This window comes from Bifidobacterium pullorum subsp. saeculare, assembly GCF_016899725.1.
Lineage (GTDB): Bacteria > Actinomycetota > Actinomycetes > Actinomycetales > Bifidobacteriaceae > Bifidobacterium > Bifidobacterium pullorum_C.
Window position 1 is genome coordinate 258349 of sequence record NZ_JACLYU010000001.1, and the last position, 24520, is coordinate 282868.

Annotated in this window: 20 protein-coding genes and 1 other RNA gene; 18 read left to right on the top strand and 3 right to left on the bottom strand. The window is 68.1% G+C overall.

Translation table 11 applies throughout. The annotated features are described in order from the left end of the window. Positions 1-82: 82 nt before the first annotated feature. The 4 genes from H7U32_RS01060 (at position 83) to H7U32_RS01075 (ending at position 5182) form a co-directional block, all read left to right on the top strand. Complete coding sequence (locus H7U32_RS01060; protein ID WP_204467382.1) at positions 83-1213, top strand: FtsW/RodA/SpoVE family cell cycle protein; 1131 nt, start codon at positions 83-85, stop codon at positions 1211-1213. A 16-nt stretch (positions 1214-1229) separates the two neighbouring features. Continuing rightward, complete coding sequence (locus H7U32_RS01065) at positions 1230-2420, top strand: UDP-N-acetylglucosamine--N-acetylmuramyl-(pentapeptide) pyrophosphoryl-undecaprenol N-acetylglucosamine transferase (protein ID WP_204467250.1); 1191 nt, start codon at positions 1230-1232, stop codon at positions 2418-2420. A gap of 93 nt (positions 2421-2513) precedes the next feature. After that, the gene (gene murC, locus H7U32_RS01070) at positions 2514-4097 is read left to right on the top strand and encodes a UDP-N-acetylmuramate--L-alanine ligase (protein ID WP_204467252.1); all 1584 of its coding nucleotides are present in this window, start codon (positions 2514-2516) and stop codon (positions 4095-4097) included. Beyond that, positions 4097-5182, top strand: coding sequence for a cell division protein FtsQ/DivIB (locus H7U32_RS01075; protein WP_204467254.1), 1086 nt, complete (start codon positions 4097-4099; stop codon positions 5180-5182). Before murC ends, H7U32_RS01075 begins: the two co-directional genes overlap by 1 nt. 35 nt (positions 5183-5217) lie before the next feature. Here the strand turns inward: H7U32_RS01075 and dtd are convergent, their stop codons facing one another. Continuing rightward, positions 5218-5694: a D-aminoacyl-tRNA deacylase gene (dtd, locus tag H7U32_RS01080; protein WP_204467256.1), complete on the bottom strand. Its 477-nt coding sequence runs from the start codon at positions 5692-5694 to the stop codon at positions 5218-5220. Between the two features lie 249 nt (positions 5695-5943). Between dtd and ssrA the strand changes: the two genes are divergently transcribed. The 6 genes from ssrA to H7U32_RS11750 all read left to right on the top strand — a co-directional run bounded on the left by ssrA (position 5944) and on the right by H7U32_RS11750 (position 11506). Then, positions 5944-6342, top strand: a transfer-messenger RNA (tmRNA) gene (gene ssrA, locus H7U32_RS01085). Positions 6343-7156: 814 nt separating this feature from the next. Continuing rightward, a complete protein-coding gene (locus tag H7U32_RS01090; protein ID WP_204467258.1) occupies positions 7157-7489 on the top strand; it encodes a hypothetical protein in 333 nt (110 codons plus the stop codon). Next, on the top strand, positions 7486-7653 hold the full coding sequence (locus H7U32_RS01095; protein WP_204467259.1) for a hypothetical protein: 168 nt from the start codon (positions 7486-7488) through the stop codon (positions 7651-7653). Before H7U32_RS01090 ends, H7U32_RS01095 begins: the two co-directional genes overlap by 4 nt. Positions 7654-7996: 343 nt before the next feature. After that, complete coding sequence (locus H7U32_RS01100) at positions 7997-9442, top strand: hypothetical protein (protein WP_204467261.1); 1446 nt, start codon at positions 7997-7999, stop codon at positions 9440-9442. 581 nt (positions 9443-10023) lie between these two features. Then, positions 10024-11349, top strand: coding sequence for a rolling circle replication-associated protein (locus H7U32_RS01105; RefSeq protein ID WP_204467263.1), 1326 nt, complete (start codon positions 10024-10026; stop codon positions 11347-11349). A gap of 31 nt (positions 11350-11380) precedes the next feature. Beyond that, positions 11381-11506: a helix-turn-helix domain-containing protein gene (locus H7U32_RS11750; RefSeq protein WP_369122463.1), complete on the top strand. Its 126-nt coding sequence runs from the start codon at positions 11381-11383 to the stop codon at positions 11504-11506. Here H7U32_RS11750 and H7U32_RS01115 read toward each other — a convergent pair. After that, a complete protein-coding gene (locus H7U32_RS01115) occupies positions 11483-12568 on the bottom strand; it encodes a tyrosine-type recombinase/integrase (protein ID WP_204467267.1) in 1086 nt (361 codons plus the stop codon). The two genes, H7U32_RS11750 and H7U32_RS01115, sit on opposite strands and share 24 nt — an antisense overlap. Before the next feature lie 342 nt (positions 12569-12910). Here H7U32_RS01115 and H7U32_RS01120 point away from each other — a divergent pair, with 342 nt between their 5' ends. Then, a complete protein-coding gene (locus H7U32_RS01120; protein ID WP_204467268.1) occupies positions 12911-13651 on the top strand; it encodes a copper homeostasis protein CutC in 741 nt (246 codons plus the stop codon). A gap of 13 nt (positions 13652-13664) precedes the next feature. On the opposite strand, the gene H7U32_RS01125 is transcribed toward H7U32_RS01120, so the two are convergent. Next, a complete protein-coding gene (locus H7U32_RS01125; protein ID WP_204467270.1) occupies positions 13665-14822 on the bottom strand; it encodes an ROK family protein in 1158 nt (385 codons plus the stop codon). A 450-nt stretch (positions 14823-15272) separates the two neighbouring features. Between H7U32_RS01125 and H7U32_RS01130 the strand changes: the two genes are divergently transcribed. The 7 genes from H7U32_RS01130 to H7U32_RS01160 all read left to right on the top strand — a co-directional run bounded on the left by H7U32_RS01130 (position 15273) and on the right by H7U32_RS01160 (position 24508). Then, the gene (locus H7U32_RS01130; RefSeq protein ID WP_204467272.1) at positions 15273-16187 is read left to right on the top strand and encodes an ROK family protein; all 915 of its coding nucleotides are present in this window, start codon (positions 15273-15275) and stop codon (positions 16185-16187) included. Positions 16188-16293: 106 nt separating this feature from the next. After that, positions 16294-17106, top strand: coding sequence for a glucosamine-6-phosphate deaminase (gene nagB, locus H7U32_RS01135; RefSeq protein WP_204467273.1), 813 nt, complete (start codon positions 16294-16296; stop codon positions 17104-17106). 144 nt (positions 17107-17250) lie between these two features. Further along, positions 17251-18504, top strand: a complete 1254-nt coding sequence (locus tag H7U32_RS01140) for an N-acetylglucosamine-6-phosphate deacetylase (protein WP_204467384.1) — start codon at positions 17251-17253, stop codon at positions 18502-18504. Positions 18505-18785: 281 nt separating this feature from the next. Continuing rightward, a complete protein-coding gene (locus tag H7U32_RS01145; RefSeq protein ID WP_204467386.1) occupies positions 18786-20399 on the top strand; it encodes an ABC transporter substrate-binding protein in 1614 nt (537 codons plus the stop codon). A gap of 99 nt (positions 20400-20498) precedes the next feature. Next, positions 20499-21587 carry an ABC transporter permease gene (locus H7U32_RS01150; RefSeq protein WP_204467275.1) on the top strand — a complete coding sequence of 363 codons (1089 nt, stop codon included), beginning with the start codon at positions 20499-20501 and terminating at the stop codon, positions 21585-21587. A gap of 1 nt (position 21588) precedes the next feature. After that, entirely contained in the window at positions 21589-22728 is a 1140-nt protein-coding gene (locus H7U32_RS01155; protein ID WP_204467277.1) for an ABC transporter permease, read from the top strand. A 1-nt stretch (position 22729) separates the two neighbouring features. Beyond that, positions 22730-24508: a dipeptide ABC transporter ATP-binding protein gene (locus H7U32_RS01160; RefSeq protein ID WP_204467279.1), complete on the top strand. Its 1779-nt coding sequence runs from the start codon at positions 22730-22732 to the stop codon at positions 24506-24508. Positions 24509-24520: the final 12 nt, after the last annotated feature.

The window sequence follows — 24520 nt, forward strand, 5'->3', positions numbered from 1 at the left end:
CGGCGGCGCCGGGCAGGGCGGCGCGCACGGCGCCGCGGACGGCCCCGCCGCCACGCGCGGCCGATACGAGGGCTGGCGCGGCATGCTCAACCCGCTGTGGTGCTACCACGGCTTCCGCATGGCCGTGGCCGTGCTCACCGTGATCGGGCTGGTCATGGTGTACTCCAGCTCGGCCGCCACCACCGCGGCCAGCGGCGGCGACCCGACCACGGACCTGCTCGAGCAGGGCCTGTTCTGCGTCGGCGGGCTCGCCCTCGGCCTCATCTGCGCGATGCTGCCGCTGTCCATCTACCGCCGGATCGGCTTCGTGCTCGTGCTCGCCTCGATGTTCCTGCAGACGCTCACCTTCACCGCGCTCGGCCGTTCGAAGAACGGCAACTCCGGCTGGATCTTCGTGGCCGGCCACAGCTTCCAGCCCGCTGAGGCGATGAAGCTCGCGCTGTGCATCTGGCTGCCCGCCGCACTGCTCGCCGCCGCCGCACGCGCCCGCAAAGTCGGCTGGCCCAAGGCCTACGCCCTGCCGCTGGCCATGTTCGTCGCCTGCCTGCTGCTGGTGCTCGGCGGCAAGGACCTGGGCACCGCGATCATCATCATCTTCATCGGCGGCGCCGCCTTCCTCATCGGCGGATTCCCGGGCAAATGGCTGGGACTGGGCGCCATCGTGATGGGCGCGGCCGTGACCGGGCTCATCATGGCCAGCCCCAGCCGCCGCAACCGCATCCTCGCCACCTATGTGGGCTGCTCCGGCGACGACGCCCAGGGCATCTGCTTCCAGGCCACGCACGCCCGCTACGCAATGGCCTCCGGCGGATTCCTGGGATTGGGCCTGGGCAACAGCCGCGAGAAATGGAGCTACCTGCCCGAGGCACACAACGACTTCATCTTCGCGATCATCGGCGAGGAACTCGGATTCCTCGGCTGCGCCGCCGTCATCCTGCTGTTCGTCGTCATCGGCTGGTGCCTCATCCGCGTGGCCCTGGCCATCGCCGACCGCTACGCCTCGATGGTGCTCATGACGCTGGATGTGTGGATCGTCGGCCAGGCGCTGGTCAACATCGGCGTCGTCGTCGGCGTGTTCCCCGTGTTCGGCGTGCCCATGCCCTTCGTCTCCGCCGGCGGTTCCTCGCTGGTCATGTGCCTGGCCGGCGCCGGCGTCGCCATCGGCATGATGCGGCGTCAGCCGGAGATCAAGGCCGATTCCTCGCGCGAGTGAACTACACTGGGCGCTTATGAACCAGGCCGCACACATCCATCCCCATATCGTCCTCGCCGGAGGCGGCACCGCGGGCCACGTCAACCCGCTGCTCGCCGTCGCCGACGCCATCCGCGCCATCGACCCCGAGGCGCGGATCAGCGTCATCGGCACCCAGGTCGGCCTGGAGTCCCGGCTCGTGCCCGCCGCCGGCTACGAACTCGACACCATCGAGAAGGTGCCGTTCCCACGCCGCCCCGATCTGGACGCGCTGCGCTTCCCCGTCCGCTGGCGCCGCGAAACCGCGCACGTCAAGCAGATCCTGCGCAGCCGCGAGGCGGACGTCGTCGTCGGCTTCGGTGGCTACGCGGCCGCCCCCGTGTACGCGGCCGCCCACGCCATGGGCCTGCCCGTGGCGCTGCACGAGTCCAACGCGCGCGCCGGCATGGCCAACAAGCTCGGCGCCCGCTGGGCCGACTACATCGGCGTCGTCTACGAAGGCTGCGGCCTCAAGGCCGCCAAGGACGGCGCCCGAATCGAACGGGTCGGCCTGCCGCTGCGCCCGGCCATCGCCCGGCTCGTCGGCAAGCTCGAATCCGACCGCGCCGCCGCCCGCCGCGAAGGCGCCGCCGCGCTGGGCGTGGGCGCCGACCAGCCCATCGTGCTCGTCACCGGCGGCTCCCTCGGTGCCGTGAGTCTCAACCGTGCCGTCGCCTCCGCCGCCGACGACCTGCTCGAACACGCCCAGGTCATCCACCTGACCGGCCGGGGCAAGCTCGATGAGGTACGCCGGATCGTCGCCGGACGCGTCGGCGAGGCCGCGCTCGCCGGCATCGGCGCCGAATCCGCCCACGCCGGCGACTACCACGCCGCTGAATACCTGGAGCGCATCGACCTGGCCTTCGCCTGCGCCGACCTCATCATCTGCCGTTCCGGCGCCGGCATGGTCAGCGAACTCACCGCGCTCGGCCTGCCCGCCGTGTATGTGCCGCTGCCCATCGGCAACGGCGAGCAGCGCTTCAACGCGCAGCCCGTCGTGGACGCCGGCGGCGGCATCATGGTCGCCGACGCCGACATGACCGCCGACTGGGTGCGCGCGCATGTGCCCGGCCTGCTCGCCGACGCCGACCGCCTCGCCGCGATGGGCCGCAAGGCCTGGGACTACGGCATCCGCGACGCCGCCGAGACCATGGCACGCCGCACGCTCGACCTGGCGCGCCGGGGCTGAGCGGGGCGATGGCCCCGGCGGCGCTCCTATAATCATGAACCCGGGGGACCGCGGTACCGCGGCTCCGCAACCAACCGACCGTCAGGAGCATCTGTGACGCACGTCGACACCACTGCAAGCGAACCCATCGTGCTCGACCCCACGCGGGCCGCCTTCGGCCCCGACGAGGGCGTGGAGGGGTTGGGCCGCACCCACTTCATCGGCATCGGCGGCGCCGGCATGTCCGTGCTCGCCGAGATGCTGCACGAGCGAGGCGTCGAGGTCACCGGCTCCGACCGCGAGGCCAACGCCAAAACCGCGCGCCTGGAGGCGCTCGGCGTCACCGTGTTCCTCGGCCAGCGCGCTGAGAACGTGGCCGGCGCCGCCACCGTCGTCTACTCCAGCGCCATCAAGCCGGACAATCCGGAGATCGTCGCCGCCGCCACGGCCGGCGCGCGCATCGTCCACCGCTCCGACATCCTCGCGCTGCTCATGCACGGCCGCCGCGCCGTCACCGTGGCCGGCGCCCACGGCAAAACCACCACCAGCTCCCTGCTCGCGCACATCCTGCGCCACGCCGGCACCGGCCCGCTCGCCGACCCCAGCTATGCGATCGGCGGCGCCATCCAGGGCCCCGACGGCACCACGATTGATGGCGGGCACGCCGGCCACGGGGCCGTGCTCGTCGCCGAGGCCGACGAATCCGACGGCAGCTTCCTCAAATACCATCCCGAGATCGCGATCGTCACGAACGCCGAACCCGACCATCTCGACCACTACGGCGACGCCGCCCACTACCACGCCGCCTTCGTCCGGCACCTCGGCCACGCCACTGGCCATGCCGTCGTCTGCGTGGACGACGAGGGCGCGCTCGGCGTGCTGCGCGCGCTGCCGGCCGACGTGGCCGGCCGCGTCATCGCCTATTCGACCCAGGACAGCGAGGCGCTGGGCGACCTCAACGGCGCCGCCTTGGTGCGCATCCTGTCCGAATCCGAGCGCTCCGGCTCGGGTGCCGAATGCTTCGTGGTTGCCGGCCTGGGCGCCGCCACCGGCGCGGCCGTGGCCGACGAGGCGGGCCGTGACCTGCTGCCGGTGACGCTTGCCGTGCCCGGCCTGCACAACGCGCGCAACGCCACGGCCGCGCTGGTCGCCGCCGCGCTGCTCGGCGCCGACCCGGCCGCCTGCGCCCGAGCCGCCTCGGACTTCCACGGCGCCGCCCGCCGCTTCCAGGTGCGGGGCACCGTCAAGCAGGTCACTGTCGTCGACGACTACGCCCACCATCCCACCGAGATCGCCGCCCTGCTCGACGCGGCCCGCCGCCGTTACCCGGATGCGACGTTGCGCGTGCTCTTCCAGCCGCACCTGTTCTCCCGCACCCGGTTCTTCGCCCACGAGTTCGCCGAGGCGCTCGCCAAGGCCGACGACGTCATCGTCACCGGCATCTTCCCCGCCCGCGAACGGCAGGCGGACTTCCCGGACGTGACTGCCGCCACGATCGTCAAGGCCGCCGCCGACGTGCCGCACGAGCCGGCCCAGGGGTGGATTCAGGCCGTCGACGACATGCACCTGGCCGCCCGGATGATGGCGATGCGCGCCCACCACGGCGATGTCATCCTCACCGTCGGCGCCGGCGACATCACCGACATGGGCCCCGTGCTCCTCACCGCGCTGGCCGCGCACCGCGAGGCCTGCGCCTGATGGCCGGACGCGTCGTCAGCTCCGGCTCGCCACACGGACGCGGCAAGGCGCCCGCCGGCCGGACCGGCGCGCGCCGAACCTCGTCAGGCCAGGCCAGACTGCCCAAATACGGCCACGGGCCGAAGCCGTCCGATGCGCCGGCCGTGACCGTGCCGCCGCAGGGCGGCGGACGCGTCGCGCGCAGCACCCGCTCCCACGACCCGTCCCAGCGGCATCCCAGCCGCTCGGCCTCCGGCCAGTTCGTGGACGCCCGAGCCCTCGACAGCGAGGACATCGTCGCCAAAACCCTCGCGGAAAGCGAGGGGGCGCTCGGCCTGGCCACCCGTCCCAAGGTCGTCGACTTCAAGGCACGGCTCAAAGAACGCCGGCGCGCGCGCCTGCGGGCGATGGCGCTGCGCGTCGCGGCGATCGTGGCGGCCGCGGCGGCCCTCGCCGCACTGGCCTGGCTGCTGTTCCTTTCACCGGCGCTCAGGCTCGAGGCTTCGCAGATCCGTGTCACCGGCGCGAACGAATGGGTGAGCGCCACGGACATCACAGGCATCGTCGGCGAGCAGGCGGGCCGGTCGTTGCTGCTGCTCGACACTGCCTCGATGACCGAACGCATGGGCGCCATCCCCGGCGTCACCAAAGCCGAGGTGACCCGCCGCTTCCCGCACGGCGTGGACGTGGCCATCACCGCGCAGCGGCCCGCCGCGATGCTCAAGGCGGGGGATGACGCGCTCACCGCCGTGGACGCCCGGGGACGTGTGCTCAACTCCGTGCGCGGCGCCGACACCGCCGGCGTGCCCGTCATCGAAGTCAAGGACGTGGACCACGCGCTCAAGGGACGGTCCGTCAAGACGGCGCTCAAAGTGCTCGACGCGCTGCCCGAGTCGATGCGCGCCAGAATCACCAAGGTCACCGCCGAGACGCAGGACGCGGTCAGAACCGAGCTCGACGGCGGCGCGCACACCGTGGTCTGGGGCGACGCCAGCGACCTCAAGCTCAAGCAGGCCATCGTGGACACGATCCTCGCCGACCCGAAGGTCATCGGTGACAAGCACGAGGTGGATGTGTCCGCGCCGAACCGGCCCGTGCTCCGATAGCGCCGGCGGAACCCCATCAGACGCCGGCGGCCGGCTCAGACACCGAGTTCGGCGGTGTCGAAGGCGATGGTCACCGGGCCGTCGTTGACCAGACCCACGCGCATATGCGCGCCGAAGCGCCCCTCGCGCACCGGCACGCCGCCGGAGCGCAGCGCCTCGTTGAGCTTGATCCACATGAGGTCGGCGTGCTCCGGTTCTCCGGCGGCGACGAAGCTCGGCCGGTTGCCCTTGCGCACGTCGGCGAACAGCGTGAACTGGGAGATCGACAGGATCTCGCCGCCCACGTCCTGCACCGAACGGTTCATACGGCCCTGCCCGTCCTCGAAGATGCGCAGGTTGAGCAGCTTGTGCGCCACCCAGGAGACCTGGACATCGGTGTCCGTGTCGGTCACGCCGACCAGGACGAGCAGGCCGGGGCCGATCTGCTGGGGCTCGAAGGTGACGTCCGGGGTGCCGAGGTCATTGACCACGTCCACGCTGGCGCTGGATACGCGTTGCACGACGATTCTCATGAGCCCAAGCCTAGCCCACCATGCGGTGGTCCGCCCACCATGCGGTGGTCCGCCCACGGTGCGGTGGTTTGCCCACGGTGCGGTGCCGTATATCGTTGGAATTCCGGGCCACCGCATGGTGGGGGCACCGCATGGTGGGCAACCCACCGCACCGTGGGCCATCACGCCCGGCGCGAAAGTGGCGTGGCGGCGCGCGGCGAGGTATAGTGAGGTGTCCGGCCGGACAGCCGGGGCTTGATAACTGAACATGGGGCTGATCGGTTTCGACGGTGACCTGTTCGTCGCAGGGAAGCGTGCCGAGAACGCAGGGTCCGCTCGTGGATGACCCCTGCACACCAATAAGTGCCAAATCCAATCGCACTGAGTTCGCTCTCGCTGCCTGATGCTTCGCGCTCGGGATTAACCAGCGAGCAGCCGCTCCGTCCGCTTGACCTCGTCCTGGGGTGAAGATCGGGCGTCGTTTTCAGGACTTGCTTGCGTAGCCGCGCCACAGGGCTGCGCCGGGACTTTTACTGTGGTCGTGCCCGCCGGCGGTTGTCTGCGACAGACCCGGGGGCAGGGAAATAGCCGCAAGGCCAGCAGACTACGCACGTAGAAGACTGAGGGTACGGTCACCGGACCGGGGTTCAATTCCCCGCAGCTCCACGGATAGGGTCCCGGCGGAAACGCCGGGGCCCTTTTTTCATGCCGAAAACCGCTTCGTGGCGCCGATTTGACAACATGCACAAGTTGTTCGGTATGTCCGCTCGTGTCCGCCTGTGTCCTCGGTTTAGGTGCCAATATAGGTGCCGGCTCGCGGCGTGCATGCGCCGCCATGACCCCGCCGGAGGCGTTTGGGCCCGGTGCTCCCGGTCACTAGGGCCGCGATTGACCGTGCTCGATGCCCGCGCGGCGCGCATGCGCCGACATGGCCGGCAGCAGGGGCGGAGCCCCGATGCCGAGCCCTCCCATGACCCGGCCGCGGGAGCGGCGGTGACTTGGTTCTGCCCATGGACCGGCGACGGGAGGCGACCGGGGACGCGGCTGGACGTACGCACTGGTGACCCGGCGCCGGTTTAGGCTCGGCCGGCATGGACTCGGGCATGGCCGGCAGCAGGGGCATAGGGGCGTGCACAAGCCCCGGAGCCCCGATGCCGAGCCCTCCCATGACCCGTCCGCGAAGCGGCGATGACTAGGCGGTGGCGATGATGCCGCCGAAGGCGGCCCTACCGGACCCGCGACACGCCGAGAGAATGGCGGAATTCCAACGTTTTAGACCCGCCTGACCGAGTTTTTCCTACTTTCCCCGCGTTAGCCCGTACAACACGATTTTCTCCTTGCATACGTTCCTAGGTAGGCCTCTAAGGAGGGGCCTCGGTGGACCCGGAAACCGTTGGAATTCCGGGAGAATGGGAGGATTCCCATGGCAAGGCAAAACGGCGGCTGGACCTCTTTTGGCCCGCTCCCGGTGAATTTCGACCATATGGCTGCGCAGGCGCTGGGTGTAGGCGTCGAACCGGTCGAGACCTACGACCCCGAGACGCGAACCCGGTCGCAGAAGACACGGGACGATGGAACGCCGCAGTGGGAGGTGCAGGTCATGCTCCTGCCCTACGAGGATGACGACCGTCACAGCGCGGCCGTCGTGCCCGTCAAAGTCTACGCCAAGACCGCACCCACGATCACACCGCTCAAGCCCGTGCACTTCGTGCGACTCATGGCCATCCCGTGGGCGATGGAAGGCCGCAATGGCATCAGCTACTCGGCTGACGCGGTGGACACGCGGCCGAACCCGGCGGGAGGTGACCTCAAGTGACCGAAGCCGACAAGTCGTTGCCGCTGATTCCGGTGACCGTGCTCATGCCCGCGAGCATGTGGACCGCGATCACGCAGCAGGCCGAAGCCGCCGGCGTGAGCTTTAGCGCCATGACACGGGAGGTGGTGAACCGTGGCCTCACCGACCCCGCACACGCCGCGTAAGACGCCCCGTCAATGGTGGCGCAGCCTGACCGATGTCCAGAAGACGAAGGTGTGCTTGCGCATCATCGCCGTGTGTACCGGTATCGCCGTGACCGTGGCCGTGTTTGTGCTCGGCCTGCTCATCGGGGGCATGACCCCGACCCCCACCGTTGACACGGACACGGACAGTTCAGTCTCGGCCTTGCGGTGCCCCCCTGACGCGATGCACTGCGAAGCCTCTTGGACTAGATCGATTGATACGGACGCGGAATCGTATGTGCCGGTTCCAAACGCTCTCTCCTTTCACTGAGTTTTTCTAGGGGTCGGTCGCCATGACCGGCCCCTCTTTTATTTGGAGGTTCCCATGGAAAATATGCTCGCTATCCTCGCCGCCCTAGTCGTGGCGGCCCTCATGATATGGCCCCTCTGGACCGGGATTTACGACCCGGAGGAGAAAGGCCGCCGCGCGTTCACATGTGCCATCGCTACGTCTGTGTGGACGTGGTGGTATTTGGCTCACATTGACGGCATGACTTGGGCCGCGACCACACTCGTGATCCTCGCCCTCGCCCTGTTCGTCCGCCCTGCCCGCGTCCTGCTTCCCCTCGGTGCCTGGCTTGTTTCGTGGCGCTACCGGACAAGCAAGAAGTCAGCTACTTATTTCGTGGAGCGTGTGATTGGTTTGAGGCCTATTGGCTCCCGCGACTACCGGGCGGACGTGACCGTATATAAGGACGGCGAGACCAAGCTGTCCTTTGATTGTGGGGTCGCCGGTGTGACCACTGAGACCGTGACCCGCGTGTGCGAAGAGGCCCTAGGCGCTATGCGGTGCGTGACCGTGACCGTGACCCCGGAGAGCCCCGGCCGGTGGACAATCCGCTACTACCGCGACCTGCCCGAGGACCCGCTGGACGACGTGCACGAGTTGGCCCATCTCAAGCCGTGGAACGGCACGATGGTGCGCTACGGCGTGACCGGGGACGGTTCTCCCGCTACATTGTCGTTCGCCCAGACCTCGGGCATTGTCGTCGGCGGCGTCCCCGGAGCCGGCAAAAGCGCCGGTGCCATCGACCTTGTAGCCCCGCTCCTCGCCTCTGACCGTGCGCGCGTGTTCGTGTTCGACGGCAAGGGTGGCGCCGATTGGGAGTGGGCACGCGAGGCGGCGGCAAGCTTCTACCAAGACGATGGTGACATTGGGGCGGTCGCTGACCGGCTGGAAAAGCTGGACACGGAGATGCGCCGTGACTTGCGCGGGCACCCGTGGGGCACTGACCCTGATTTCTGGCATGGTGGACCGTCCAGCGAGCATCCGTTCCACTTGGTCGTAATCGACGAATGCCAAACCTACTTCGATGCGACGGGTCTTGACAAGGACGGCAAAGCGGCGGTCGCCCGTTGCGTTCGGGCTGTGACCGACCTCGTGAAAAAGGGCCGGTCGGCCGGTTGGTGCTGCCTGCTCCTGACCCAAAAGCCCACAAGCGAAGCCTTGCCGACCGCTATCCGCGACAACGCCGCCATGCGGCTCGCGTTCCGTGTGACCACCGCCGAAGCCGCCAAGGCAGTGCTTGGCACCATTCCCGACGGCGACCCCTCGCCGACCGAAATCCCCGCCTCCCGCCGTGGCGGCGCCGTCGTACAAGGCGAAGACGGACATACGCAGGCCGTGCGGTTCTACTACATGAGCCCGGAAACCGCGCAACAGGAGCTCGCCCGCCTCAAACCGACGGAACCCAAGCCCGCGCCGAACCCCTACGTGCGCTGGGCGTCCATGTCCACGCTGGAACAGGTCGAGCAGGACCTGATGCAATAGGAGGTGAACAGAACAATTTACGAAACCGGTCCTACGGGGCCGGTTTTTCTTATGCGCGTGTTGGGGGGCGTCCGGCTAAGCGGGAAACGGCGCACGACGAGGATGGTCGTTGGCCCGGCACCGTGACCGTACGGGGCCCCGAAGGGGCGGGCGCGCCGAAGGCGCAGGGCAAGCGGGAGGCCTCCGAACGGGGGCGAGGCCGGGCAGCGACCGCCCGAAGCCGCCGGGAAAGGGCCGCGTGGCGAAGCCTAAGCGAGCCCCCGGCGAGCGAAGGGCCGGGAGCGACCGCCCGAAGCCGCAACCCCCAGTGAGGGGGCCGTCGCCGCGCAGCCCGTAGCCTAGGCCGCCCCAAGCACCCAGTGCGCAGCCGCTAGGGAGCGAAAGGACACGGCCACACACAAGCCGAGAAGCACAGCAGAGAAGCGTGACCGGTTGGGGGATTCCCGACACCGATTAGAAAACCTTCCCGCAGGCACTCCCTTTATCTTGATAACTCACCCTATATTTGCCCGCGGTAGCGAGAATCAGGTCGGTCACTCCTTGCATAGCGTGCGTGGTGAAACCACAGGTAAGGAGTGGACATGGAAAAGTACATTATCAACGCGAGGTCGTTCGGCATGAGTGCCGGCCGGGTGCCTTCTCCCGCAGAGATAGGCGCGGCTATGAAGACTAATTCGCATATCGGGCGGCAGGCCGGTGAGACGTGTCATGGGTGGACCCCGGCGGTGGCTCGGCGGAATGAGCAAGCGCTGCAACGTATCGACTTCTACGGCGCGATGCTGAAAACTCAACGCTGGGAAATCGCCTGCGAGCTCTACGGGCGTGATGCGGCGGGTCCGAAGCCGAAGGAGGAAAATTTGTTGGATTACCGGCCGTTCGCGGTCACGCTCACCATCCCGGCGGATGCTATGCCCGAGGTTTCCGCGGCCACGTTCCACCGGTGGCTCCGAACGTGGATCAAACGGGCCCAGCGCGCCGGTATGGTGCACTACTACTGGATTCTCGAATTCACAGCGGCCGGCACGCCGCACGTCCATTGCACGGCGTGGATGAGACCGGAGGTCGAAATCAACGGTCCTTTGCTTCCTGTTGCTTGGGTGGAAATTCTCAAAGGCTCGGGTATCGCGGCGTCGCTTAGCGCGCAGGACTCGGAGAAGCTGGACATGGCTCGTGGCCCGGAGTCGTGGTTGGTCTATCAAGCGAAGCACGCGAGCCGGGGTGTGCAGCATTATCAAAGACAAGTCGAAAGCATGCCGCCGGATTGGCAGACGACCAGTGGTCGCATGTGGGGGCATGACCGGGGCCTGCCTATGCGGGAGCCGACCTCGTGGGTGATGAGCGCGCAAAGCTTCTGGGTGATGCGTCGGCTCGTTCAGAAGGCCAACACGGCTTCGGTCACATCCGGCCGGCACCGGTTCAAGGATGAGGCGGCCAAGCGGCGGGCGATTACCGTGAGCCGGCGGATGCGTCGGTGTGGTGATCTCGTGGTGAGTCCTAGCCGTGGCGTGGGCGCATGGCTCCCGCTACCGACGGCGGTCGCAATCATGGACGCGCTCCCGTATGGCTCGTGGCTGGACTTTCGGGATGAACAGCTCGATGGCTACGCGAGTGATCCGGAGCAGCGCGTGTGGGGACCCGGATGGTGGAACAATGCCACAGCTAGTACATGGTGCCAGCGCGAGGTTTATGCGACACAGCGTGTCCCCATGACCGAGGACATGTTGGCCGCTTGGCTTGCCGTGGCCCCGCCGGAGGCTCACACAGCGATCACTCGGGCTGCTCGGATTGTCCCCTCTGTGGCGGATATGCCCGCGGAAAGCCGCCCTGTGAACATGCTCGCTAGCCAAGAATCGGAGTCAGCTTCGGACACGAAAGGACACGAGGATGACTCAGAAAAAACAGCGTGACTTGCCGACGATCGTGGGTATCCCGTTCGTGATGGCATATCTGCATTGTTCGCGTAGCCATGTCTACGAGATGCTGCGCCGTGGCGAGCTCAGGGCATATCGCGTGGGCGGCCGCCGTTATGTCGACTATGCGTCACTCGCACGGCATTTTTGCTAGTTCGGCCTCCAGTTGTTTGACCCGTGCTCGGGCCTCACTCAGCTCTTGGGTGACTTGGGCACGGGTTCTCTTATGCGGCACCAGCGCGTGGCCAACCCGGTCCATGATCGCCGTCTTACGGCCTTGCAGCGCGCGCTGGTATCGTTCCACGCTCGTTTCGACGTCGGCGTGCCGGCCAAGACTCATGGTTTCCGCGACCGTCGCGCCTTCTAGGGTGAGCGCTGTGATGAAAGTCGCACGCAACGTGTGAAAATGCGCGTCGGGGCGATTGGCATATTGTTTGGCCTTGTCAAACCACGAGCGGAGAGTCTGATGCCTTAGAAAGCCGCCGTGAGGCGCGGGAAAAACCGGTCCCGTGGGATGAGCAGCACCTAGTTCTTGCAGCATGGGGACAAGTTCATCAGGGAGCGGCAGAGTCGCCTCACTTGCCTCGGTCTTCGGGGCTTTGAGCTCGCGTGTGGCTGCGTCTAGGGAATGCCGCACGTGCAGGAGACGGTGCGGCAAGTCGAAGTCAGCGGCTTGCAAGGCGCTGACTTCGTTGATACGGAGGCCACAGCATGCGCCAAGCCAGATTGTGGCCGCGTAGCCGGCGGGCATGTGCGCGGCGATGGTGGCGAGCTCGCTGGGAGTGAGCGGAGGGATTTCCGCTTGCCGGGACTTCGGCAACGCCGGCGCCGGACGGCTTTCTATCGGGGACTTGTCGATGTAGCCCTGCGCCACAGCGTCCGTAAGCGCTTTCTTCAGCGTCTGAAAGCACCTTCTGCGTGGCGTGGCTCCCGCGTCGAAATCAGCGAGCCACCTTTCCACGTCGGCGGCGGTAAGCATGCGAAGCGGCTTGTCGATGAACTGCGCGCGGTGCAAATGCGCCAAGTATACGACTCTTGTGCGCTGGGTGCCGGCACTCGTAGGTGCGCCGGTCGTAGTCTCTTTAATGAATTTGTCACCCCACTTTTCCAGCCACTCGCCGACGGTGATCGAACGCGCAGCCTGTTCGTGCTCGGCTTGTTCACGCTCGGTCGGGTGTGTCCATGTCTGGACCCCTTGCCGGTCGGCTTCGACCAAGGCGTGCTCCTGCGCAAGCCATGCTTGGGCGTCTAGCCGATTCTGGAACCGACGGTAGATTGTCTGCTTCTTATACGTGTACTTGGCGCGATATCCTGATCGTGTGACAAGGATTGTGCCCCATGTGCCCTTGGTTCTCATAGGTGCCACTATAGGTGCCAAGGCCATAGGAAACGCCCGAAACCGTTGGAATTCCAGCCGTGCGGTGGATGCCCCGCAGCTCCACCATGTGACGGCCACACGGAGTTCCGCTCCGTGTGGCCGTTTTTCGTATGGGTAGGCAAACCCCGTGGAGCCGATATGCCGGGCTCCGGGAACACCGTCCGAAGGAGGCAGTCAAGGATGACGACGATCGAGATCGCGGTACAGGACGCCGCCGGCGCGCGCATCGCCCGGCAGGAGGGCGCGGACCGCGTGGAACTGTGTGTGGCGCTGGGCGCCACCGGCGGACTCACCCCCAGCGTGGGTCTGGTCCGGGCCTGCGCCGCCGTGGAACTGCCGCTGGGCGTGCACGCGCTCATCCGCCCGCGCGCCGGATCCTTCGTGTTCACCGACGAGGAGCAGGCCGTGCAGATCGACGACGTGCGCGCCGCCATCGAGGCGGGCGCCGCCGGCGTGGTCGTCGGAGGCCTGACCGCCGACGGCACTGTGGACGAGCCCTTCGCCGCGGCGCTCGCCGACGCCGCCCGCCAGGCGGGGGAGCGGGCCGGCCGGCGCATCGACCTGACCTTCCACCGCGCCTTCGACATGCTGCCCGACCGCCTCGCCGCGCTGGATACGCTTATCGGTCTGGGCTACACGCGTGTGCTCACCTCCGGTGGCGCGCCGAGCGTGCCCGAGGGGCTGGCGGCGCTGCGCGAGCTGGTGGCGCATGCCGCGGGACGCATCCAGATTCAGGCCGGCGGTGGACTGAGTCCCGCGGCCATCCCCGCGGCCCGCGCCGCCGGCGTGGACGCCGTGCACCTGTCCGCCAAGACAACCGTGCTGTCCGAAGGCGGTCCCGGTGGCGGCGGGGCCGCGCCCGTCGAGGTGACCGACCGCGCCACGGTGCGCGCCGCCGTCGCCGCGGCGCACGCCGCCTGAGCGCGGCGCGTGCCTACAGCTTGCCCAGCGCGGCCTGGAGCACCGCGATGCCCTCGCCGCGCAGGACGTTCCCGTCGCCGCAGTTGCACCGGCGCACCGGGATGTGCCGGCGCAGCGCGGACCCCATGCGCGCGTTGAGCTCAGCCTCGGCGCTGCCGAGGAACGAGTCGCCGACGATTTCGGCCGGTCCGTGCACGACGATGTCCGCCAGATCGAGCAGGCTGGCCGGCATCGCCAGCACCCCGCCGAGCAGACGGCCGGCCTCGGCGAGCACCTGGGCGCGCTGCGAGGGATCGGAGGCGATGACGGCGCTGAGCCGGGGCACGTTGATCATCGCCTCCAGACAGCCACGTTTGCCGCATACGCATTCCTCGCCGGCCGGGTCGACGACGACATGGCCGATCTCCCCGGCCGCATGCGTGGGGCCGAGTACGACGGAGTCGCCGAGCAACAACGCCGCGCCCACGCCCGTCGACACCTGGACGAAAAGTGTGTTAGGGGTGCCGCCGCCGTAGAAGCGTTCGGTGAGCAGCGCGCTGTTCGCGTCGTTGCTCACCGTGACCGGCAGCCCGAAGCGCTTTTCGATGGCCGGTCCCAGCGCCACTCCGGCCCAGCCGAGGTTGCGCGAATCGATGACGGTGCCATGGCCGTCCACGATGCCGGTGACCGCGATGCCGATGCCGAGCACGTCGCCGGGCGCTGCGGCGAGCAGCCGGGAGACCAGGTCGGCGATCCGTTCGGGGGTGGTCTGCCCGGGGTCGTCCACCGCCATCTCGGCGGAGGCCAGCGCGATGCCGAGCAGGTTGAGCACCGCGCCGCGTATGAGATACGGCTGCGACAGGTCGATGCTGACGACGGACCAGTGGGAGTCGTCCACGCTGATCAGTGTGCCGCGTTTGCCGCGCCGTGCCGCGGATTCCTGACGGCCGGACTCCTTGAGGATGCGGTGGTCGATGAGATCGGAGACAACCTGGGAGACCGACACGCGGCTCAGGCCGGTCATCCGGCCGATCTGGGCGCGGGAAAGCGAACGCGAGGGGAACAGCAGGCTGAACGCCGCCAGCCGGTTGCTCATGCGCACATCCGAGGGGTCGGCGCGCTCCGTGGTGGTCATCAGCGGCATCAGCGCGGGGCCGACGTCCCGGCTGGCCATGGTCGGTGCGGTCGTCATGTCATCTCCCTCGTGTGGTGGTGCCTGCCCCGCCGCGGCGGAGGCAAAGGTGCCGTTGCGACGTCCCCCGACCTCAACGTCAAATGATTAGGAATGCTTATGAACACAACAACTATATCGTGTACGGCGTGTCGCCATGCCATGGACAGGGGCCGGGACGGGCGTATTCGCGATTGGTTGGCGAAACCGACAGAGGAAGAAGGTGGGTATCGGCGCAGCCGATGCCACGATGGAGCGGTGGCGCCACCGACGCGATTTTCCGATTCTCCCGGCGAAGGCTGACGAGCTGTCTCCGCGGGCGATGGCGCCCGCGGACTATATGCCGTCTCCGCGGCGGCGTGGCCGCGGAGACCTTGCCCTATACTCATCAATGAAAAGATAGTTAACAAAATGTCGTCGACGTCGACGCCATCGCGTCGCCATCGTGCGGCATGGAGGAAAGGAACGGATATGACCAACGAGCGCCAAGGCACGCTCATCGGCATCGACGTGGGCGGCACCAAGATCGAAGGCGTGCTCACGGACGGCTCCGGCGCCGTGCTTGCCACGCACCGCGTGCCCGCACGCCCCGGCGACACCCAGGTGGTCGGGGACGTCGTCGCGGTGTGCCGCCGGCTCAGCGACGCGCCGCTGCCCGTCGGCATCGGCATCCCCGGCCAGGTGGACAGCGAACGCGGCGTCGTGCGCGACATCGTCAACCTCGGCATCGTGCGCCTCGACCTCGCCGAGGAGGTCGGCGCCGCCCTCGGCACGCCCGTGCGCGTCGAGAACGATGTGAACGCCGCGGCCCTCGGCGCCGCCGCCATCGTGGGCGAGCCCGTGCCCGCCGGGCAGGACTTCGTGTTCCTTAACTTCGGCACCGGTCTGGCGGCCGGCATCGTGCGCGACGGCCGCGTGGCGCACGGCGCCAGCGGCGCCATCGGCGAGATCGGGCACATCCCGGTCGACCCCAACGGGCTGCCGTGTCCGTGCGGTCAGCACGGCTGCCTGGAGACCGTCGCCTCCGGTGGCGCCGTCGCCCGTCTGTGGCCGCAGGGCGAGCCGCCGATGCCGGACCTGCTGGCCAAGGCCGCCGCCGGCGACGCCGAGGCCGGGCGGGTGCTCGGCATGGTCGTCCATGCCATCGGCGACACCGTGCAGATCGTCATCCAGGCCTACGATCCCGCCGTCATCGCAATCGGCGGCGGCATGGCCAAAACCGGCCGGCCGCTCATCGACGCCATCGCGGCCGAACTCGACCGCCGCGCCGCCGCCAGCCATTTCCTGCGGACGCTGGACATGCCCGGACGGCTGCGCCTGCTGCCGGCCGACGAGCCCATCGGCGCGATCGGCGCGGCTCTTGCCGCCAAGGTCCTCGGCCAATAGGACCCCGAGCGTCGTCCGTCGGCCATAGGGCGTTCTATACTCAATAACGACAAGGTAGTTAACTAAAAAAATCCGGCTTCGGCCGGACCACCGGAAAGGGATCACCATGCCCGAGATCATCATCGTCAAGGACGAGGCCGAGGCCGGCGAGCTGTATGCGCGCTGCGTGGCCGACCTCATCAAGGCCAAGCCGGACGCCGTGCTCGGCCTGGCCACCGGCTCCAGCCCGCTGGCCGCCTACCAGGCGCTGGCCAAAGTCGTCAAGGAGGAGGCGATCGACGTCTCCCAGGTGCGTGGCTTCGCGCTCGACGAATACCTGGGCCTGCCGCTGACGCATCCGGAGTCCTACCATCAGACCATCCACCGCACCGTCGTCGAGCCGCTGGGTCTCGACCCGGACAAGGTGCACGTGCCGGGCGACGTGTTGGACGGCTGCCCGATCGAGGACGGCGCCAAGGTCGCCGGCGCTGGCGCCGCCTATGACGCGGCCATCGAGGCCGCGGGCGGCATCGACGTGCAGATCCTCGGCATCGGCACCGACGGCCACATCGGCTTCAACGAGCCCGGCTCCTCGCTGGCCTCCGGCACGCGTGTCAAGACGCTGGCCGAGCAGACGCGCATCGACAACGCGCGCTTCTTCGACAACGACATCGACCAGGTGCCGATGCACTGCATCACCCAGGGCATCGGCACGATCATGAAGGCTCGCCACCTCGTGCTGCTCGCCTTCGGCTCCGGCAAGGCCGAGGCCATCGCCGAGACCTGCGAGGGCGGTGTCTCCGCCTTCTGCCCGGCATCCGCGCTGCAGATGCACCCGCACGCCACGATCATCGTGGACGAGGCCGCCGCCAGCCGCCTGCGCCACAAGGACTACTACAAGTACGCCTTCGAGCACAAGCCGGCCTGGCAGGCGATCTGAAGCGCGACTGGGGGTGGTCGGCGGCTCGTGAACCACCCCCAGTCAGCTTCGCTGACAGCCCCCGCCAGCGGGGGCCGATACGAGGAAGAGGCGCAATGCTTCGCTGACGGTCTCCGCCGGCGGGAGCCGAGGGAAGGAAGAGGCATTATGGATAGGCAAGCAATCGTCGCGAAGGTGACGCGGGCCCTCACCGGGGAGCCGGCCGCCTTCGCCGTGAGGAACGCGCGCAAAATCGACGCGCAGGGCATCGACGGCCACTTCTGGGCCGTGGCGGGCCCCGACGGTACAATCGCCGCCACTGGCACGCGCGACGGCGACTTCGAGGCGGCGTGCCGCGCCGCGGGACTTGACCCCGCCTCCGGGGCGGTCGTGGACGCGGCCGGCCGCATCCTGACGCCGGGCTACGTGGACATCCACGCGCACGGCTCGTGGGAGCACAGCTTCGACGACGGCCCCGACGGCATCGACGTGGCCCGCGCCGGCCACGCCGTGCACGGCACCACCCGCCAGGTGCTGTCGCTGATCACCAACCCGGTCGACGTGATGTGCGAGAACCTGCGCAACGTGCGCGCCAAGATGGACGAGCGTCCCGACGTGCTCGGCTCACACCTGGAGGGTCCGTTCCTGGCGCTGGCTCGCAAGGGCGCCCACGACCCGGCCTGCCTCAAGGCCCCGGTGCCCCAGATCGTGGACCGGATGCTCGAGGCGGCCGACGGCTCGCTGCGCCAGATCACCATCGCCCCGGAGCTGCCGCACGGCATCTCCGCAATCAGGCAGTTCGCCGCCGCCGGCACTGTGCCGGCCGTCGGCCACTGCGACGCCGACTATGCGACGGCCCGCCGCGCCTTCGATGCCGGCGCCGGCATCATGACGCATATGTTCAACGCGATGAACGGTCTGCACCACCGCGAGCCCGGTCCGATCCCGGCGGCGGTCGAGGATCCGCGCGTCACCATCGAGCTCATCAACGACGGCTTCCATGTGCAGGACCCGATGCTGCGGATGGGCGTGGGCTTCGCGCCGCACCGCCTGGCCTTCGTCACCGACGCGATGGCCGCCACCGACTGCCCGGACGGCCCGTACAAGCTCGGCGCGCTCGACGTGAACGTGGTCGACGGCCACGCCCGCCTCGTCTCCAACGGCGCGATCGCCGGCTCCACGCTGCTGCTCGAGGAGGCCGTGCGCCGCGCGGTCACCGTGCTCGGCATGAGCCCGGCGGACGCCGTCGAGGCCGCCACGCTCACCCCGGCGCGTACCTTCGGCTTCGATCGGCCGAACGCGGTCACCGGCGCGCCGCTGGGCCTGGTGGCCCCCGGCTTCGCCGCCGACATGCTCCTGACCGACCCGGCCACCTGGACGGTCGAGCAGGTCTGGTGCGCCGGCCGCAAGCTCAAATGACCGCCAGCCACGGGCGCCCGCGCGGAACGCTCCGCGCGGGCGAAGAGCACACCGTGAATTCCTAGGAAACACTCAGTCCGCATGGTGAGATTCGAGGCGTGTGTGTCTCACCATGCGGTACGGGTGCTTGACCCGCAACATCCTTCTTCTAGCACTGTGCCTAACGCCTGCCGGCGGCGGGCCTCGCCGGGCGCCACAAGCGCCCGGGGAGCCCCGCGGCATTCGCCGGCGGACTGCCCAGCAAGAGAGGATGTTACGAAGTGAAGTCTTCCAAGAAGATCATGGCCGCCGTGGCCAGCGCCGCGGCCCTGGCCTCGCTCGCCGGCTGCGGCGGCGTGAAGGACGGCGCCGCGGGGGACGCGGCCTCCGCCAACGCCATCACCATCGGCACCACCGACAAGGTCACCAACCTCGACCCGGCCGGCTCCTACGACAACGGCTCCTACGCCGTGCAGATCCAGGTGTTCCCGTTCCTGTACGCCCAGGACTACAACACCTCCGAACTGAGCCCGGACATCGCCGCGGACGACGGCACATGGAGCGCCGACGGCACCGAGTTCACCGTCAAGCTCAAGAAGGGCCTCAAGTTCGCCAACGGCCACGACCTGACCTCCTCGGACGTCAAGTTCTCCTTCGACCGCATCAAGAAGATCAACGACCCGAACGGTCCGAGCTCGCTGCTGGCCAACATCGATTCTGTCGAGGCGCCCGACGACGACACCGTCGTGTTCAAGGCCGCCGTGAAGAACGACGTGACCCTCAAGCAGGTGCTCTCCAGCCCCGCCGGCCCGATTGTCGACGAGGAATCCTTCAGCGCCGACAAGCTCACCCCGGCCGACACGATCGTCAAGGACAAGGCCTTCGCCGGCCCGTACACGATGACCTCCTTCAAGCTCAACGAGGCCATCTCCTACGCCAAGAACACGTCCTACAAGGGTCTGACCCCCGCCAAGAACGACGCCGTGCAGGTGCAGTACTTCGCCGACACCTCCAACCTCAAGATGGCCGTGCAGCAGGGCCAGGTGGACGTCGCCTTCCGCTCGCTGACCCCGACCGACGTCGAGGACCTCTCCAAGGACTCCAAGCTCAAGGTCGTCAAGGGCCCGGGCGGTGAGGAGCGCTTCATCGTCTTCAACATGAAGATCCAGCCCTTCGGCGAGTCCCAGCCCGACGCCGACCCGGCCAAGGCCCTCGCCGTGCGCAAGGCCGTCGCCAACCTCATCGACCGCGAGGAGCTGGCCACCAAGGTCTACAAGAACACCTACACGCCGATGTACTCCTACATCCCCGACGGCCTGGCCGGCAAGGTCGACACCTTCAAGGAGAAGTACGGCGAGAACGGCAAGCCGTCCGTCGACAAGGCCAAGGCCGAACTCGAGAAGGCCGGCGTCTCCACCCCGGTCGACCTCAAGCTCCAGTACAACACCGACCACTACGGCTCCTCCTCCGCCGACGAGTACGCCGCGATCAAGAACCAGCTGGAGCAGGGCGGCCTGTTCAAGGTCGACCTGCAGTCCACCGAGTACACGCAGTACAGCAAGGAGCGCGTCGTCACCGACGACTCTGACGGCTCGTACCCGGTCTACCAGCTCGGCTGGTTCCCGGACTACTCCGACCCGGACAACTACCTGTCCCCGTTCTTCCGCGACGGCAACTTCGTGAACAACGGCTACGCCAACAAGCAGATCAACGATCTGATCGTCCAGCAGGCCGGAGAGCAGGACACCGCCAAGCGCGAGGACATGCTCAAGCAGATCCAGGAGCTGGAGACCGACGACCTGTCGACGATCCCGCTGCTCCAGGGCGCCCAGGTGGCCGTCACCGGCAAGGACATCAGCGGCGTCGTGCTCGACGCGTCCTTCCGCTTCCGCTACGCCGGCGTGACCAAGGGCTGATCGTCAGCCCCGGCCATCCGGTCCATCCGGCCCTCCTCCGCGCGCCCCACGGCGCCGGGGGAGGGCCTCTCCCATCCTTCCAGCGACAAGGAGCTTCGAGTGTCTTCCCCCACAGCGGCGGCAGCCCCGGCCAAGCCGGCGAAGCGCGTCAAAAGGAACCGCCTGTCCGGCGGATTCTTCCGATTCGTGCTGACGCGCTTCCTGCTCATCATCCCCACCGTCTTCATCCTCGTGACCGTCGTATTCTTTGTGATGCGGGCCACCGGCGACCCCATCTCCGCGGCCCTCGGCGGGCGTCTCGCCCCCGACGAGCTGCAACGGCGCATCCACGCGGCCGGCTACGACCGGCCGATCATCGTGCAGTACATCGACTATCTGGGCGGACTGCTCCACGGCGACCTGGGAACCACGATGACCGACAACCAGCCGGTCGTCTCCATCCTGACGCGCTACGGCGCCGCCACGCTCGAGCTGGCGATCCTCGCGCTGATCATCGCACTGCTCGTCGGCATCCCGCTGGGCCGCCTCGCCGCCCACCACCGCGACCACGCCAGCGACGCGGGCATCCGCATCTTCGCGATCCTGTGCTATGCGACGCCGGTGTTCTTCCTCGGTCTGCTGCTCAAACTCGTCTTCGCCGTGTGGATGAACGTGCTGCCCTCCTCCGGGCGCGCGTCGCTGTCCAGCGAGATGCAATTCACGCGTCTGGTCTCGCCCACCGGCCTGTACATCGTCGACGCGCTCCAGCTGGGCGACATGTCGGTGCTCGCCGACGTGCTCCGCCACGCCGTCCTGCCCGCCCTCGCGCTGGGCCTGCTCACCGCGGGCGTGTTCATCCGCCTGGTGCGCACCAACGTCATCGCCACCTACAACTCCGGCTATGTGGAGGCGGCCCGCTCCCGCGGCGTGGGCGAGGGACGCCTGCTCGGCAAGCACGCCTGGAAGCCCGCGCTCATCCCGATCATCACCGTCATGGGCATGCAGATCGCCCTCATGCTCGCCGGAGCCGTGCTCACCGAGACCACCTTCGAATGGAAGGGCCTGGGCTTCATGCTCTCCACCTACCTCAAGGCGCGCGACTTCGTGGCGGTGCAGGGCATCGTCATCCTCATCGCCATCATCGTTGCCGTCGTCAACTTCATCGTCGACGTCATCGCCGCCATCATCGACCCGAGAGTGAGGTACTGAGATGCCCGAAAGCACCGCCACCAGCGTCGGCGTGCCCGGCGACACCCGACTCGAGAAGCTCTCCGTGAGCAAGAACCGCCACTGGTTCTCCAAGCTGCCGGTCGTGCGCCAGCTCGGCATCGCCGTCGGCTGGCAGAAGGGCATGCTCATCGTCGGCCTTGTGCTGACCTGCTTCTTCCTGCTCGTCGCGATCTTCGCGCCGGTCATCGCACCCTACGGCTACGCGCAGATGAAATACGACGACGGCACGGGATTCCCCACGCAGGCCCCGCCCTCGGCCGAGCATATCTGGGGCACCACCGTCGGCGGCTACGACGTGTTCAGCCGCACCGTGTGGGGCGCGCGCACCGCCGTCATCGCGATCATCGTGGCCGTCGTGCTGTCGATCTTCCTGGGCGTGCTGCTCGGCCTGGTCTCCGGATACTTCGGCGGATGGGTCGACCGCGTGCTCGTGGTCATCGCCGACGCAATCTACTCGTTCCCCTCGCTGCTGCTCGCCATCCTCATGGCCATCGTCATCTCCGGCGGACAGTCGAGCATGTGGGGCGGCATCCTCGCCTCCGGCATCTCCATCACCGTCGTGTACATCCCGCAGTACTTCCGCACGATCCGCGCCGAAGTGGTGCGCATCAAGGGATCGGCCTTCGTCGAATCCTCCAAGGTGGTTGGCGCCTCCACCTGGCGCATCATGACCCGCCACCTGCTGCGCAACTCGACGCGCACGCTGCCGGTCATCCTCACACTCAACTCCTCCGAGGCGATCCTCACGCTCGCCGGCCTGGGCTTCCTCGGCTTCGGCATCGAGCCGACCAAGGCCGCCGAATGGGGCTACGACCTCAACCGCTCCGTCGCCGACGTGACCGCCGGCATCTGGTGGACGGCCGTGTTCCCGGGCCTGGCGATCGTGCTCATCGTGCTCGGCATCACGCTGGTCGGCGAATCCCTCAACGATCTGGCGGACCCGAGACTGCGCACCCGCAAGTCCGCGGGCGAGGTCATCGGATCGATCGAGGACACGTCGGTCGACCCGAACGCCAAGCCCGACGCCGCCAACCAGGTCCTCGCCGAGCTCGACGCGATGGACGGGCGGGACGCCGCGGGTGACAGCACGACGGTCGGCGACGCAGGAAAGGAGGCCTGAGATGGCCGGGACACACAGCGCGAAGGACAATGACCTGGCCGAAAAGGCCGTGAAGGACGACGCCCTGACGCCGCCGACAGGGGACGACCTCGCCGTCGTCGACGACCTGTCCGTCTCCTTCGTCACCGACGCCGGCCCGATCAAGGCCGTCGACGGCGTCCACTTCACGATTCCCCGACGGTCCGTCGTCGGCGTGGTCGGCGAATCCGGCTCCGGCAAATCGGTGACCGCCCGCTCGATCATCAAGCTGCTGCCCGAGACCGCCACCACCTCCGGGGCGGTGTGGCTGCGCAGCCGCGACGGGAAGGGCGCGGTGGACGTGCTCCGCCTCAGCGGCGACGACCTGCGCCGCGTGCGAGGCGGCGAGGCGGCGATGGTCTTCCAGGAGCCGAACTCGGTGCTCAACCCCGTCTACACCATCGGATGGCAGATCGAGGAGGGGCTGCTCGCCCACGGCATGAAGGACCGGAAGGAACGCCGGGCCAAGGCCATCGAGATCCTGGAGAAGGTCGGCATCCCCGACGCGGCCACCCGCGTCGACTACTATCCGCACCAGTTCTCCGGCGGCCAGAAGCAGCGCATCGTCATCGCGATGGCGCTCGTGCTCAACCCCGGGCTCATCCTGGCCGACGAGCCGACCACCGCCCTGGACGTGACCGTGCAGGCGGAGATCCTCGACCTGCTGCGCCTCGCCCGCGACGAGTTCGGCGCCTCCGTGCTCATCATCACGCACAACATGGGCGTCATCGCCGACATCGCCGACCAGGTCGTCGTCATGTACCGCGGCCACGTCGTCGAGCAGGGCGACGTGGAGCAGATCTTCTACCATCCGCAGCACGACTACACCAGGCGTCTGCTCGCCGCAGTGCCGCGCATCGGGCAGAAGCTCGTCGTGCGCGACCGCGAGGGCCGACCCGTCGAACGCAAGGTGGACTGGCGCACGCAGCCCGTGGCCGTCGAGGCGAAGGGCCTGACCATCACCTATCCGGGCCGCCTCATGCAGCCGGACTTCACGGCCGTGGACGGCATCGACTTCACGATCCACCGTTCCGAGGTCCTGGGCCTGGTGGGGGAGTCCGGCTCCGGCAAATCCACCACCGGACGCGCCATCGCCGGCCTGCAGAAGGTCTCCGGAGGCTCCCTCAAGGTGCTGGGCGTGGAGATGAACGGCGTCAAGGAACGCGCGTTCAAGCCCAAGCGCGCCGAGATCGGCTTCGTGTTCCAGGACCCGGGCTCCTCCTTCGACCCGCTCATGACCATCGCGGAGAACGTGGCCGAGCCGCTCATCGTGCACGGCAAGTACTCGTCCGTCGCCGATGCGAAGGACTATGTGGGCGACCTGCTGGAGATGGTGCAGCTGCCGCGCGCCTACATGAACCGCTTCCCGCATGAGCTCTCCGGCGGCCAGCGGCAGCGCGCCTCGCTGGCGCGAGGACTGGCGCTCAAGCCCTCGCTGCTCATCGCCGACGAGCCGACCTCCGCGCTCGACGTGTCCGTGCAGGCCAAGGTGCTTGAGCTGTTCAAGCAGCTCCAGGCGGAGATCGGCTTCGCCTGCCTGTTCATCACCCATGACCTGGCGGTGGTGGATATGCTCGCCGACCGGATCATGGTGATGCATCAGGGCCGGATCGTGGAGCACGGCGACGCCGACCAGATCATGCAGCATCCGGCCGAACCGTACACGCGCAAGCTGCTGGCCTCGCTGCCGGTGCCCGACCCGCGCGAGCAGCGCGAGCACCGGGCCCAGCTGCACGAGCTGCTCGCGGCCGAACAGGCGTGAGGCCGCCGGCCC

Bases quoted from the DNA above. Each gene is read 5' to 3' on its own strand.
- H7U32_RS11750 (WP_369122463.1), top strand. From the start codon at position 11,381: ATGGCATATCTGCATTGTTCGCGTAGCCATGTCTACGAGATGCTGCGC.
- H7U32_RS01100 (WP_204467261.1), top strand. From the start codon at position 7,997: ATGGAAAATATGCTCGCTATCCTCGCCGCCCTAGTCGTGGCGGCCCTC.
- H7U32_RS01145 (WP_204467386.1), top strand. From the start codon at position 18,786: ATGGCCGCCGTGGCCAGCGCCGCGGCCCTGGCCTCGCTCGCCGGCTGC.
- H7U32_RS01130 (WP_204467272.1), top strand. From the start codon at position 15,273: ATGACCAACGAGCGCCAAGGCACGCTCATCGGCATCGACGTGGGCGGC.
- H7U32_RS01155 (WP_204467277.1), top strand. From the start codon at position 21,589: ATGCCCGAAAGCACCGCCACCAGCGTCGGCGTGCCCGGCGACACCCGA.
- H7U32_RS01075 (WP_204467254.1), top strand. From the start codon at position 4,097: ATGGCCGGACGCGTCGTCAGCTCCGGCTCGCCACACGGACGCGGCAAG.
- H7U32_RS01160 (WP_204467279.1), top strand. From the start codon at position 22,730: ATGGCCGGGACACACAGCGCGAAGGACAATGACCTGGCCGAAAAGGCC.
- H7U32_RS01105 (WP_204467263.1), top strand. From the start codon at position 10,024: ATGGAAAAGTACATTATCAACGCGAGGTCGTTCGGCATGAGTGCCGGC.
- H7U32_RS01125 (WP_204467270.1), bottom strand. From the start codon at position 14,822: ATGACGACCGCACCGACCATGGCCAGCCGGGACGTCGGCCCCGCGCTG.
- H7U32_RS01120 (WP_204467268.1), top strand. From the start codon at position 12,911: ATGACGACGATCGAGATCGCGGTACAGGACGCCGCCGGCGCGCGCATC.
- dtd (WP_204467256.1), bottom strand. From the start codon at position 5,694: ATGAGAATCGTCGTGCAACGCGTATCCAGCGCCAGCGTGGACGTGGTC.
- H7U32_RS01090 (WP_204467258.1), top strand. From the start codon at position 7,157: ATGGCTGCGCAGGCGCTGGGTGTAGGCGTCGAACCGGTCGAGACCTAC.
- nagB (WP_204467273.1), top strand. From the start codon at position 16,294: ATGCCCGAGATCATCATCGTCAAGGACGAGGCCGAGGCCGGCGAGCTG.
- H7U32_RS01060 (WP_204467382.1), top strand. From the start codon at position 83: ATGCTCAACCCGCTGTGGTGCTACCACGGCTTCCGCATGGCCGTGGCC.
- H7U32_RS01065 (WP_204467250.1), top strand. From the start codon at position 1,230: ATGAACCAGGCCGCACACATCCATCCCCATATCGTCCTCGCCGGAGGC.